At 72.3% G+C, this 12,620-nt stretch carries 8 protein-coding genes; 4 read left to right on the top strand and 4 right to left on the bottom strand.

Annotated elements, in window-relative coordinates; translation table 11 throughout:
* The first annotated feature begins 3 nt into the window (after positions 1-3).
* Positions 4-3,105, top strand: coding sequence for a CusA/CzcA family heavy metal efflux RND transporter (locus tag OV090_RS38955; RefSeq protein WP_267709906.1), 3,102 nt, complete (start codon positions 4-6; stop codon positions 3,103-3,105).
* 58 nt (positions 3,106-3,163) lie between these two features.
* A complete protein-coding gene (locus tag OV090_RS38950) occupies positions 3,164-3,772 on the top strand; it encodes an isoprenylcysteine carboxylmethyltransferase family protein (protein WP_267709905.1) in 609 nt (202 codons plus the stop codon).
* A gap of 189 nt (positions 3,773-3,961) precedes the next feature.
* On the opposite strand, the gene OV090_RS38945 is transcribed toward OV090_RS38950, so the two are convergent.
* Positions 3,962-4,585, bottom strand: coding sequence for a heme-binding protein (locus OV090_RS38945; protein WP_267709904.1), 624 nt, complete (start codon positions 4,583-4,585; stop codon positions 3,962-3,964).
* A 273-nt stretch (positions 4,586-4,858) separates the two neighbouring features.
* On the opposite strand from OV090_RS38945, the gene OV090_RS38940 reads away from it, so the two are divergent.
* The gene (locus tag OV090_RS38940) at positions 4,859-5,803 is read left to right on the top strand and encodes a tetratricopeptide repeat protein (protein WP_267709903.1); all 945 of its coding nucleotides are present in this window, start codon (positions 4,859-4,861) and stop codon (positions 5,801-5,803) included.
* Between the two features lie 89 nt (positions 5,804-5,892).
* Here the strand turns inward: OV090_RS38940 and OV090_RS38935 are convergent, their stop codons facing one another.
* The 3 genes from OV090_RS38935 to thyX all read right to left on the bottom strand — a co-directional run bounded on the left by OV090_RS38935 (position 5,893) and on the right by thyX (position 11,562).
* Positions 5,893-9,003, bottom strand: coding sequence for an FG-GAP-like repeat-containing protein (locus OV090_RS38935; protein WP_267709902.1), 3,111 nt, complete (start codon positions 9,001-9,003; stop codon positions 5,893-5,895).
* A 443-nt stretch (positions 9,004-9,446) separates the two neighbouring features.
* Entirely contained in the window at positions 9,447-10,091 is a 645-nt protein-coding gene (locus OV090_RS38930) for a hypothetical protein (protein ID WP_267709901.1), read from the bottom strand.
* Between the two features lie 601 nt (positions 10,092-10,692).
* A complete protein-coding gene (gene thyX / locus OV090_RS38925; protein WP_267709900.1) occupies positions 10,693-11,562 on the bottom strand; it encodes an FAD-dependent thymidylate synthase in 870 nt (289 codons plus the stop codon).
* 58 nt (positions 11,563-11,620) lie between these two features.
* Between thyX and OV090_RS38920 the strand changes: the two genes are divergently transcribed.
* Positions 11,621-12,616: a TonB family protein gene (locus tag OV090_RS38920; protein WP_267709899.1), complete on the top strand. Its 996-nt coding sequence runs from the start codon at positions 11,621-11,623 to the stop codon at positions 12,614-12,616.
* Positions 12,617-12,620: the final 4 nt, after the last annotated feature.

The following is a 12,620-nucleotide window of genomic DNA, read 5'->3' as shown; positions in this document are numbered from 1 at the left end:
GCCATGCACGCGCTGACCGTGATCGTCGCGTGGTCGCTGCGCAACCGGGCGCTGGTGCTGGTGGCGACGCTGCTGTTCGTCGTGGTCGGGGTACGGTCGGCGCTGGAGCTGCCGATCGACGCGGTGCCCGACGTCACCAACGTGCAGGTGCAGGTGATCACGGCCGCGCCGGCGCTGTCGCCGGTGGAGGTCGAGCAGTACATCAGCATCCCGGTCGAGCGGGCGATGTCGGGCCTGCCGAAGATGACGCAGGTCCGCTCGGTCTCGAAGTACGGGCTCAGCGTGGTGACGGTGGTGTTCAAGGACGGCACCGACATCTACTTCGCGCGCCAGCTGATCAACGAGCGCATGCGCGAGGCGAGCGAGGCGGTGCCGGCGGCCTACGGGACGCCGGAGATGGGGCCGATCTCGACCGGGCTGGGGGAGATCTACCAGTTCACGCTGCGCAGCGAGACGCACTCGCTGATGGAGCTCGAGGAGCTGCTCGACTGGTACGTCGGGCCGCAGCTGCGCACGGTGCCGGGGGTGGTCGAGACCAACAGCTTCGGCGGCGAGAACCGCGAGTACCAGGTGGTGCTGCGGCCGGAGCGGCTGCAGGCGCTGCGCCTGTCGATCGGGGAGGTGGCCGAGGCGCTGGCGCAGTCGAACGCCAACGCCGGCGGCGGCTACATCGAGCGCAACCAGGAGCAGGTGGTGATCGGCTCGAACGGCCTGGTCCGCAGCCGCGAAGACCTCGAGCGCGTGGTGCTCGGGGCGACGCCGCAGGGCGTGCCGATCACCGTGAGCTCGGTCGGCGAGGTCCGCTTCGGACCCAAGCTGCGGCGCGGCGCGGCGACCAAGGACGGCGAGGGCGAGGTCGTGGTCGGCGTGACGCTGATGCTGATGGGCGAGAACTCGCGCACGGTCACGCAGGGGATCAAGGACAAGCTGGCCGAGCTGGCGCCGACGCTGCCCGAGGGCGTGTACGTCGAGCCGTTCTACGACCGCACGCTGCTGGTCGACCGCACGATCGGCACCGTGGCGACCAACCTGGCCGAGGGCGCGGCGCTGGTGATCCTGGTGTTGCTGCTGCTGCTCGGCGACCTGCGCGCGGGGCTGGTGGTGGCGACGACGATCCCGCTGTCGATGCTGTTCGCGGTGATCGTGATGAACGCGGCCGGGCTGTCGGGCAACCTGATGAGCCTGGGGGCGATCGACTTCGGCCTGATCGTCGACGGGGCGGTGATCGTGGTCGAGAACGCGGCGCGCCGGCTCGGCGAGGCCAGCCGCCGCGCAGGCACGCAGCTGTCGGTAGAGCAGCGGATCGAGGTGATCCAGGACTCGACGCTCGAGGTCCGCGGGGCGGCGGTGTTCGGCGAGATCATCATCGCCATCGTCTACCTGCCGATCCTCGCGCTCACCGGGATGGAAGGGAAGCTGTTCCACCCGATGGCCTACACGGTGCTGCTGGCGCTGGCCGGGGCGTTCATCTTCTCGCTGACTCTGGTGCCGGTGCTGACGAGCTACCTGGTGCGGCCGCACCCCGACGCGCGCGAGACGCTGCTGCTGCGCGCGGCCCACAGGCTGTACACGCCGGCACTGCGGGCGGCGCTGCGCTGGCGCTGGCTGACGATGATGGTCGGGGTGCTGGCGCTGGCCGCCGGGGTGGCGCTGTTCGGCCGCCTGGGGGCGCAGTTCGTGCCGCAGCTCGACGAGGGCGACCTTTTGATCGAGGCGCGGCGGATGCCGGGGACGGCGCTGTCGACGTCGGTGACGACGAGCCAGCGGATCGAGCGGGCGCTGCGGGAGATCCCGGAGATCGTCCATGTGGTCTCGAGGACAGGTTCGCCGGAGATCGCGACCGACCCGATGGGGGTCGAGCAGTCCGACGTGTACGTGCAGCTCAAGGACCGCGAGGCGTGGCGGCCGGGGCTGACGAAGGACGACATCGCCGAGGAGATGTCGGAGCTGGTCGAGCAGGTGGTGCCGGAGATTGCCGGGGCGATCTCGCAGCCGATCCAGATGCGCACCAACGAATTGGTGGCAGGCATCCGCTCGGACGTCGGGGTGGTGATCTACGGGCCCGACCTCGAGACGCTGCGGACGCTCGGCCAGGCGGTGCTGGACCGCGTGAAGGGGGTGCGCGGGGTGGTCGACGCCCGCGTCGAGCAGCTCCAGGGGCTGCAGTACCTGCGCATCGATCCGGACCGCACCAAGCTGGCGCGCTACGGCCTGACGATCGCCGACATCAACATCACGACCGAGGCGATCGCGGTCGGGCACAAGGTCAGCCAGGTGCTCGAGGGCGAGCGCCGGTTCGACATGATGGTGAAGTTCGACCAGCCGATCACCGGCGACCTCGACTCGCTGTCGGCGATCCCGCTGCGCGCCAACACCGGGCAGATCGTGCCGCTCGGCGACGTGGCGACGCTGCAGCACACGACGGGGCCGGTGCTGGTCAACCGCGACAAGCAGTCGCGGCGGGTGATCGTCGAGTTCAACGTGCGCGGGCGCGACCTCGGGTCGACTGTGGCCGACGCACAGGCGGCGCTCGCCGCCGGGGTGACGCTGCCGGTCGGCTACCGCGTGGAGTACGGCGGGACGTTCGAACACTACCTGGCCGCGCGCGACCGCTTGATGATGGTGGTGCCGCTGGCCCTGGCGCTGATCGTGTTCATGCTGTGGACGGCGCTGTCGTCGATGCGCTCGGCGGCGATCATCTTCCTCGGTGTGCCGTTCGCGGTGGTCGGCGGAGTGGTGGCGCTGTGGCTGCGCGACCTGCCGTTCTCGATCTCCGCCGGCGTCGGCTTCATCGCCCTGTTCGGCGTGGCGGTCCTCAACGGCCTGGTGCTGGTGACCTTCGCCCAGCGCCTGCAAGCCGACGGCGAGGGCCACGTCGAGGCGATCGCCCAGGCGGCCGAGCTGAGGCTGCGCCCGGTGCTGACGACGGCGCTGGTGGCGGCGCTGGGCTTCGTGCCGATGGCGCTGTCGAGCGCGCCGGGCAGCGAGGTCCAGCGGCCGCTGGCGACCGTGGTGATCGGCGGGCTGGTGTCGGCGACGCTGCTGACCCTGCTGGTGCTGCCGGCGGTGTACGCCCGCTTCGGGCCGCGCGTGCGCGTGCCGTGACGAACTCCGCTTGACCCTGTAGCGAGTGCAGGGTTCACATTGGCGGGCAGGAATTCGTATGCGTCTCGAAGTCGTCGCCCTGCTCATGATCCTCGGCTTTTACGCCGTCGCCTTCGGCCTCCGCACCTACCGCCACCTGCGCGAGACCGGCTCGACGGGCTTCCACGGGCTGTCCGGAAGGCCAGGTTCCGCGGAGTGGTGGGGCGGGGCGCTGTTCATCGCCGGAGTGGTGCTCAGCCTGCTGGCGCCGATCGCCGGGCTGCTCGGGTGGGTGGCGTCGCCGCAGATCGGGCCGGGGCAATTCATCCTCGGCGGGGCGGCGGTGCTGCTCGGGATCGCGGCGACCTACGCGGCCCAGACCGCGATGGGCCGCTCGTGGCGGGTCGGGGTGCGCAGCGACGAGCGGACCGAGCTCGTGACCGAGGGGCCGTTCGCGCTGGTTCGCAACCCGATCTTCTCGTGCATGCTGTTCACGGCGGCGGCGCTGGTGGTGCTGCTGCCCAACGCGGTGGCCGTGGCGGCGTTCGCCTGCCTGCTGCTGGCGGTCGAGCTGCAGGTGCGCGTGGTGGAGGAGCCGCACCTGCTGCGCGTCCACGGCGGCAAGTACCGCAGCTACGCGGGCCGCGTGGGGCGCTTCGTGCCGGGCCTAGGTCTGCTGCGCGGGTGAGGGCGCTGGACATGTCCTTTGGAGCATGTCGGAAGGAGCATTAGGTGAGACGTCCCGAGGGACAGGAAGACGGTGTCGCCGCCGGCGCAGGGCAGCGCCGTCATCCGGGCCGGCCCGGCAGCGTTGGTTCCAGGTCGCCGCGGGACATCCTCGAGCGAGGATGTCTTCGAGGACCGGTTGGTGCGGAGCTCAGCGCGGCTCGAGCTCGACCAGCGCCTCGTTGCGCTTGGCGAACGGGAGGGTGAACGGGGCGTCGTACTGGGCCCAGTAGACGTCCTCGGCGATCCGCCAGCGCGGATTCTTGGCGAGCGCGGCGAGCAGGCGCTGGCGCGAGTCCTCGCGCTTGTTCTCCGAAGAATTGCCGCGGTAGCGCAGGGCGGCGACCGTGCGGGCGGGCTCGTGGATCAGCTCGATTGCGGGGTCGTCGGGGCGGGGCGCCTCGGAGGTGAAGAGGTCGTTGGACAGGAAGAAGGCGACGGTCCAGCCGTGGCCGCCGGGCTTCTGCAGGACCGGGCTCGTCATCGCCATGCGCTCGCCCTCGGCGTGCTGCTCGACCGGGACGGTCATCGACATGCGGACCTGCTTGCTGTTCTCGCCGAAGATGTAGCGGGCGAGGCGGTCGAAGGCCTCGTCGACGGCCTTGTCGTGCTCGCCCTCGACCGTCAGGCGGGCCAGCAGCGCCGGCTTGTAGTGGCGGATCTCCACGTCGTCGATCGTCTCGACCACCTCGTACTTCGGCTGCTCTTCGAGGCGGATCCCGAAGAACCCGGGGACGGACTTGAGGAGCTCGGTGAACGGAATCTTGGTCAGCATGGCTCGTACCCCTCGCGTGCCGCTGTCTACGACCGTCCGCCGGGCCCGCAAGCCGGGCCGGGGTTTGTCCGCGGCGCTGTCGGGCCCGGAGCGGCGTGCCCGGGGCGTTCCAGCGGGGTCATGAAGGCCGCTGCCGTCGAGCTCGGTGTCCGGTCGCGCTGCGTGCGCGGGCGGCTCGAGAGTCGAGGGCGAGGACACGATCGCGCCGCTCGGCGGGGGCAGGCGGCGAGGTACAATCGCGCACTCGCCTGTCCTTTCGGACAAGTCCGCATCATGCCCCGCACCCTCGACGCCGTCCTCAAGCATGACGAGCTGCTCGCGCTGCTCGGTTCGGGCGACGCGCGCGGCCTGTACGACGCTGCGCGCGCGGCCAGGGTCGCGCTCGAGTTTCGCGCCACCGACGCGATGCTCGGTCTCACGCCGGTGAACGATGACGTGGTCGCGCGGCTGGCGGAGGCGGTCCGGGCGGCGCTGCGGGAGGCGGCCGGGCTGGGCCTTCACGAGGCCGCGTGCGAGCTCGGGCGGCTGCTGTTCGCCGACGGCGATCCGGACGCAGCCTTCGCGGCGGTCGCGGTCGCGGCGGAGGCCGGGCACGGGCCCAGCGCGGTGCTGGCAGCGAAGATCGCCGGCCGGCCGTGGGGGCAGGCCCGGCACGCGCAGGCGCTGCGCTGGTTGTCGGCCGCGCGCGAGCTCGACGCGGACGGCCGGGTCCACTTCATGCTCGGGCTGTACGCGAGCCTCGGCTTCGGCGGGGCGCAGGACTACGGGCGGGCGCGGACGTGCTACGAGGAGGCGGCGGCGCGCGGCGACGCCGACGCGATGTTCGAGCTGTACGTGATGCACGCGCGCGGGATCGGCTGTCCCGAAGACCAGGAGCTCGCTCTGGCGTGGTGCCGCCGCGGGGCCGAGGCCGGCAACCTGCGAGCGATGGGCAACCTCGGCGGCTTCTATGCGACGGGCAGCGGGGTCGAGCGCGACCCGGCGCAGGCGCTGGCGTGGTACGAGCGCGCGGCGCAGGCGGGCCACGGCCGCTCGGCGGCCACTCTCGGGACGATGTACGCGACCGGCGACTGCGTCCCGCGCTCGCCCGAGCGGGCCCGCGAGTGGTTCCGCGCCGCGGAGGCGCTCGACTTCGACTGGCGCGAGATGGCGGAGGCGGTGGAGCTCGACCCCGACGAGTGGGAGGCGGACGCCGAAGGCGCGCCGAGCGAGGGCTGAGCGTCTCGGCAGGGATGCCGTATGTTCTCAAGAACATGCTCGAATGGGCATGCTCTCCAGAGCATGCTCTCGGGGACATGTCCTCGAGCTCAGCGGCCGCTGCGGCGGATGAAGAGGTGCTCGCCGTTCGGAGGCAGGGCGACGAGGTCGGGGCGGCGATCGCCGTCGATGTCGGGGTAGGTGACGGCGGCGAGCGGGCCCGCGGCGAGCTCGATGCGCACGGGTCCGTCGTCGCGGCGCAGCCACACGAACGTCGCCTTCGGCTCGGAGACGGTCAGGTCGTAGCGGCCGTCGCCGTCGGCGTCGGCGGCGGTCAGCAAGATCGCGGCGTCGTCCCGGACCAGGGCGACGCGCCGCTCGGGGTCGCCGGCCTCGTGGCGGTAGATCGTGGGGCCATCTTGCGTCACCAGCTCGACGCGAGCGTCGGCGCCGAGCGGCGCGAACCGGGCCCTGCTGCCGCGCAGGCCGACCGCGTCGGCCCAGGCGCGCGCGCCCGTGTTGCGCACCAGCACGGGTGGGAGCTTCCAGGGGTCGAGCAGGACGTCGAGGTCGTCGTCGCCGTCGATGTCGCCGAGCTGGAAGCTGGCCTGGTCTTCGAGCGGGAGCTCGAAGGCGGTCTGCCAGGCGGCGAAGGCGAACGGCGTGGCGGTGCCGTAGGCGATGTCGAGCCGGATGACGTCGCCCATGGAGAAGGCGAGGACATCGGGGTGCGCGTCGCCGTCGACGTCGGCGACGGCGAGGCCGCTGAACGCCGCGTTGCGGGGCGTCTCGAACAGGAGCGGCTGCTCCGCGAGCCGCGGATGCGTGTGGAAGGCGCGGAGCTCGCCGATGAAGTTGTCCACGGTGAGCGCTTCGGCGGAGCCGTCGCCGTCGAGGTCGCCGACTGCGAGGCCGCTGCTCCAGCCGAGGAAGGTGACGCCCTCGCCGCGAGCGAGCGGCTCGGTCTCGCTGCCCCAGCTCCAGGCGATGCCGTGCTCGGTGAGGAGCGCGAGGTCGTCGTCGCCGTCGGCGTCGAGGTCGGCGGCGAGGAGGTCGAGGGCGGCGCCGTTCATGGCGAACGTGATGTCGGTCGCGACCGGCCGCATCACCTCGCGCACGATGTGGCTGGCGACCGTGTCGTACGCGAGCTCGGCGATGTCGAACTGACCGTCGGGCCGCGAAGCCAGCGCGAACTCGACGCCGCGCGAGAACCAGTGCCGGACGGTCTCGGCGGCGAAGGTCCCGTCGCCGTGACCGCGCTGGTAGTCGAGGTTCTGGAAGTCGAGCCGCACCGCGTCGAGCAGGTCGTCGCCGTCGAAGTCGACGAGGTGGGTCGGGGCGGGCTGCTCCTCGACGGTCGCGACCGGCGCGCCGTCGGCGAGGCCGTCGATGCGCGCGCGCGACTCATTGAAGCCGAAGAGCACCTCGAGGTCGCCGTCGCCGTCGAGGTCGGCGGCGGTGAGGTCGCGCGGACGGGAGGGGAAGCGGCCGAGGAGCTCCTCGAGGTCGTACTCGAAGGTCGGCTCGTAGGCGTCGCCCGCGGGCGCGAGGTGGGTGACCACCAGGGCCTCGTCGCGGCGGCCCAGGAGGAGGAGCTCGTCGACGCCGTCAGCGTCGAAGTCGACGGCCGCCGCCGCGTCGACGAAGATGTCGTCGATCGCCGCCGTGGTCGTGGGCGAGCCGTCGGGGCCGAAGCGGAGCACCCGCGCCCCAGGCACCTCGTCCTCCGTGTAGTTGCGCGGGAGCGGCAGCACCGTGAGGGCCAGCGGGAGGTCGGGGCCGACCCGCAGCGGCAGGAGGGCGCGCGCCGGGATGTCGAGCGGCACGCGCGGGCCGGCGAGGAACGGGCCGTCCTCGCCGGCGATCAGGGCGCGGACCTCGTCGGCTTCGTTGAAGACGATGTCGTCGCGCCCGTCGCCCGAGACGTCGACGATCACCATCGCGGTCGGGGTCGCTTCGAGCTCGAGAAGGAGCTCTTGATCGAAGCCTCGATCGGCGCGGCCGTGAAACGCGTGCAGGAGCTTGCCGGAGGCGGCGGCGAAGTCGAGCAGGTGGTCGTCGTCGAGGTCGCCGGTGGCCAGCGCGCGGGCGTTGTCGGGGGGAGGCAGCAGCCCGCTGCGCCACACCTCGATCGGCGTGGTCCCGGACTCCCACTCCAGGGCGGCCAGGTAGTTGCGGAGGCCGACGAGCAGCAGATCGCCCGGACCCTTGCCGACCCAGCGGGTGTCCGCGAGCCAGCCCTCGACGCGCCCGAGCCAGGCCGCGCCCTTGCCGACCCATGTGGCGATGGCGTCGCCTTGCGGGACGCTGACGCTCACCAGGCCGCTCGCCGTGGCGGGGCTCGCGGCCAGGCCGGCGGTCGGTTGGGTGGCGAGGGCGATCGGCAGCGCGGTGGGGCTCGAGAAGCCCCCGCGGCCGTCGTTGCGGTGGAACAGGATGGTCTGGGCGCTGACGTTGCGGGCGACCGCGTCGAGGTCGCCGTCGCCGTCGTGGTCGACGAGCGCGAGGTAGAACTCGCCCGCGGACGAGGGGCTGGCGACGGGAGGCTTCAGCGTGCCGTCGCCCGCGCCGCGCAGCACGTGCAGCGCCTCCCCGAAGAAATCGATGACGACGACGTCGAGGCGGCCGTCGCCGTCGACGTCGCCGACTTCGAGGTCGACGGGGTCCTGGCCGGCCGGGTAGGTGCGCAGGCTGCCGGTCCGGGGATCGACGACGGCGATCGCTCGGGCGTCGCGGACGGCGATGACGAGCTCCGGGGCGCCGTCGCCGTCGAGGTCGGCGGCGTCGAGGCGGGTCGGGTCGTCGCTCAGCGGGATGTCGCGCCGCCGCGCCAGCCGACCGTCGGCGTCCATGCCGAAGATCGCCACCTGCGGCGGGTAGGCCAGCGCGACGGCCACCTCGCCGGGCAAGGCCGCCAGCGCGACCGGCCTCTCGGTCAGCACGAGGCTCGAGCGAAAGCTGGAGGAGTCGGGGCCGCGCGCGAGGGTGAGCTTCATGCCGTCGCGCGAGAGCGTGACGGCCTCGTCGGCGCCGTCGCCGTCGAAGTCGACGAGGACCGCGTCCTCGACCGGGGTCGTTCGCTGCTGCCATTGCGCGTCGTCGGGCCGGTCGCACCACCAGGCGTGCGGTCCGCACGGGTCCTCGTTGCAGGCGATGCCGCCGAGCAGGCCGAGCGCCGCGAGACCGAGGATCCGTGGGGCCGAGCTCCGAGGCGGTGCCATGCAGTCCGCACAGGGTGAACGGCCGGGCGTCGGCGAGCAAGCGCGAGGCGGTTGTGAGCGGGCCGGGGCGCGAAACGAGCGTCCGTGGCGCGGGGCGGGCGGTCACGCCGGGGCGCTCGGGGGCCGGGACCGGGGACCGGGGCGATGCTGCGCCGGACATTTTTTAGAATGAAATTGGGGCAGGTCGCCACGGGCGCGGTATACGATGACGTGTCTTGAGGGACATGTCGTATCGGACATGCTTCGGAGCGATGCCGCTCCGCGGCGGGCTCGCGCCGGGCGATCACGTGTCCACGGCGGTCGTGCGAGGGCGTCGCCGAGTCGGGTCGCTCGAGGGCTCGGGTGCATGTTCTCGACAGAAAGTGGCGAGGGCGCCGAGCCAGCCGCTCGACGCCCTCTGCGTCAGCTCATGTCCGTTCGGACATGTCGGCGCGGACCGGCGCTCACTCGGCGCAGATCGGCGTGCAGTCGCCGTAACTGTAGGTGTATTTGCAGGAGGTCGGGCCGACGGTGACGCTGGTGATCGTCTTCGGGCGGAGCAGGCCGCCGCCGCAGCTCACGCAGGTGCGGTAGCCGACCGGGAGGCAGGCGGCCTCGGGCGAGGACTCGCTGTCGGCGAGCGTGCGCGGGGTGTCGCCGATGAAGTCGACCGCCTCGGGGGCGGCGAACTCGAGGCACTCGCCGGCAGCACAGTCGGCGTCGGTCGACTCGCGCAGGACCAGCACGTTCGAGGCGGTCTCGGCGTCGCAGCTGGCCTCGAGGACGGGGGCGTCGAAGGCGAGGTCGCCGACGGCCAGCGGGCGCGTCAGGACGGGCATCACGGCGCGGTCGCCGTCGCTGAAGGCCTGGTCGCAGGCGCCGAGCAGATCGTCACCCTCGGGGGCGCCGAGCTCGAGGTCGACGACCGCGCCGTCGGCGAGCTCGAGCGCCGCGCGCTCGGGCGACTCGAGCGCGAGGACGATGCCGGATCCCGGGGTGAACGCGGCGTAGCGAGCGGTGACGGTCTCGGCCTCGTTGCAGCCGGTCACGGCCACGAGGGCGGTCAGGAGCGCGGAGAAGGCGGTGGTGGTGCGGTGAAGGAATGTCATGGATCGTTCGCTGTCCGTGGTTGGGGGCGCGCCGAAGGACGCGCCTCGCGGCCCCCTTCTGCAGCGGGCGTGCCACGGGCCGCGCGGATCGACGGGCTTGCGAACGTCGTTCTGCGGCGAAGCTGCGGCGGCGATGTCGACTGGCAGGCCACTCGAGGCCGCGGGCGTGGACGCCGAGGCCACGAGGTGCCGCCTGTCCTGCGGGACAGCCGGCGCCGCTGTCTCGCGCGGCGCCGAGCTGCCGGTCCTCGGCCCGGCGCGCTGGGCTGCGAAACCATCTCATGGGGCCGAGCGCGACCCGTCGCGGCGAGCTCGACGGGCGGCGCGACCGGCCGCATGGACGACCCCCCGAGTGGCCGGGCGCGACCTGGCGCGGCGAGCTCGACGGGCGGCGCGACCGGACACGGACGAGCACCTCACGGCGCTCATGCTCGCGGGCGCGGGCGGCGTGTCCCGCTGTTCGATGAAGCACACGAGCCGAGGGCGAGGAGCGCCGGGGGGCGCAGCTTTTCGCTGGGCTGCCGCGGATGCGCCTGCGCGAAGGGACATGCCCTTGCGGACATGTCCTCACGGGCATGTCTTCAAGAACCTGACTCTTCGGTCAGCGCGCGCACGCGGGCCAGCTTGTCAAAAAACTCGCGCAGCTCGCGGCCCTGCAGGCCGGCGTGGCGGCGGCCTCGTCGGCGGAGGCGCCGCGGAGCAGGTGCGACAGGGCCACGCCCTCGACGCGGGTGAACGGCAGGGCCTCGCGGCGGTAGTCGACGAAGGCCTCCCACGACTGCGGGACCCACGCCTGGACGAACTCGGCCATCGCCTCGGCGAACAGGCGGATCTCGACCTGGGCGTGGGGGTCGAGGCGGAGGTCGAGGAAGTGCAGCAGGTTGTGCAGGTCGATCTTCCAGATCCACTGGGTGTAGAGCGACACCGGCAGCAAAGTGCGGGCCAGCTCACGGGCGATCCCGAGCTCGCCGGCGAGGGTCTGGTAGTCGGCGTAGAGCTGCTCGTGGCGGGTGTGCAAGAGGGCGCGCACCCGCTCGCGCAGCTCGACCGGGACCTCGGTGTCGCCGTCGCGGCCCTGGCGGTTGGTGGTCGACTGCAGGGTGACGTGCTCCAGCGCCGGCACGTAGAACTCGTCGGGCGCCTCGCTGTAGCGCAGGGACATCTCGTTGACGTTGGCCGTCCGGTGGCGGATCCACTGGCGGGCGACGAAGATCGGCATCTTGCAGCGGAACTTGACCTCGCACATCTCGAACGGCGTGGTGTGCCGGTGGCGCATGAGGTAGCGCAGCAGGCCGCGGTCGTCGTGGACCTTGCGCGTCGACGGGCCGTAGCTGACGCGAGCGGCCTGGACGATATCGATGTCGTTGCCCATGTAGTCGATCGGCTGGACGAACCCCAGGTCCAGGACGGGGACCTCGCGCCCCAGCAGGGCCTCGGCGCCGGGAGAGAGCGGGCGGGCGGTGACGGTCATCGGCCGCAGGGTATACCCCAGCCGGTGGCGCCCGAGGCGGCTATACTGGGGGCGTCCCATGCCACGCGCGCGCGACAACTCGGGGCTCCGCCTGGTGGGCTTCATGCTGCTCGCGTCGCTGCTGGTGCATCTCCTCATGTGGCCGCTGGGCGACGAGATCATCGGGATCGGCTGGGACACGCCGCCGCTGCCGCGCTCGGACGGCTGGATGGACGTGGCGCTGGTGCCTCCGGAGGAGGAGCCGCTGCCGGAGTCCGAGGCGCAGCCGCGCGAGACGCCGAAGGGGCGCCTCATCAAGCAGGACCGCGTCCACAAGGAGAAGGCGCCCGACGACGCCAAGTACCTGTCGGAGTTCGACCAGTCGGTCGACAAGGAGACGCGCGCGCCCAACGTGCGGCCGACGCCGGGCGGCCTGCCGATGCTGCCGGGGCACTCGCCCGACGCCGACAACTCGCCCCGCAAGCAGCCGTCGCCGCAGCAGGCGCCGAGCGTGCGCGAGGGGCTGCAGCCGGAGGGCCCGCAGGTCGACCCGGGCGCGTTCGGGCCGCTGCCGCTGTCGCCGGGGCGGCCCGCGGCCGGCGGTAACCCGGGGCTGCGCGGCAACCCAGGGGCGATGGAGCGGGCGCTCGGCCAGGCCGGCACGTTCGACTCGATCGACAAGAACGTGCCCGAGGGCCCCGACAACGCCCTCAACTCGCGGCGGTGGAAGTACGCGTCGTTCTTCAACCGCGTGCGCGACAGCGTGGCCGAACACTGGCAGCCGGGCCCGCTGCACGAGCGCCGCGCGTCGGACAGCATGAAGGTCGGCACCAAGTCGTGGGTCACGTCGCTCTACATCCGCCTCAACGCCGACGGATCGGTCCACAAGATCTCGATCGACCGGCCGAGCGGGCTCGGCTACCTCGACGAGGAGGCGATCCGGGCGGTGCGCGCGGCGGCGCCGTTCAACAACCCGCCGGCGCAGCTGGTCGACCCGCGCACGAACCTGATCGAGTTCGGGTTCGCCTTCGAGTTCGAACAGAACGGCGGGCAGATCCAGCGCTACTTCCACTGACGCG

This window comes from Nannocystis sp. RBIL2, assembly GCF_026626745.1.
Classification (GTDB): Bacteria; Myxococcota_A; Polyangia; order Nannocystales; family Nannocystaceae; genus Nannocystis.
Note: the sequence above shows the minus strand (reverse complement) of the source record. Positions and strands in the feature narration are given on the sequence as shown.

Coding starts and splice junctions, on each gene's coding strand:
- OV090_RS38955 (WP_267709906.1), top strand. CDS start 4: ATGCACGCGCTGACCGTGATCGTCGCGTGGTCGCTGCGCAACCGGGCG.
- OV090_RS38950 (WP_267709905.1), top strand. CDS start 3,164: ATGCGTCTCGAAGTCGTCGCCCTGCTCATGATCCTCGGCTTTTACGCC.
- OV090_RS38945 (WP_267709904.1), bottom strand. CDS start 4,585: ATGCTGACCAAGATTCCGTTCACCGAGCTCCTCAAGTCCGTCCCCGGG.
- OV090_RS38940 (WP_267709903.1), top strand. CDS start 4,859: ATGCCCCGCACCCTCGACGCCGTCCTCAAGCATGACGAGCTGCTCGCG.
- OV090_RS38935 (WP_267709902.1), bottom strand. CDS start 9,003: ATGGCACCGCCTCGGAGCTCGGCCCCACGGATCCTCGGTCTCGCGGCG.
- OV090_RS38930 (WP_267709901.1), bottom strand. CDS start 10,091: ATGACATTCCTTCACCGCACCACCACCGCCTTCTCCGCGCTCCTGACC.
- thyX (WP_267709900.1), bottom strand. CDS start 11,562: ATGACCGTCACCGCCCGCCCGCTCTCTCCCGGCGCCGAGGCCCTGCTG.
- OV090_RS38920 (WP_267709899.1), top strand. CDS start 11,621: ATGCCACGCGCGCGCGACAACTCGGGGCTCCGCCTGGTGGGCTTCATG.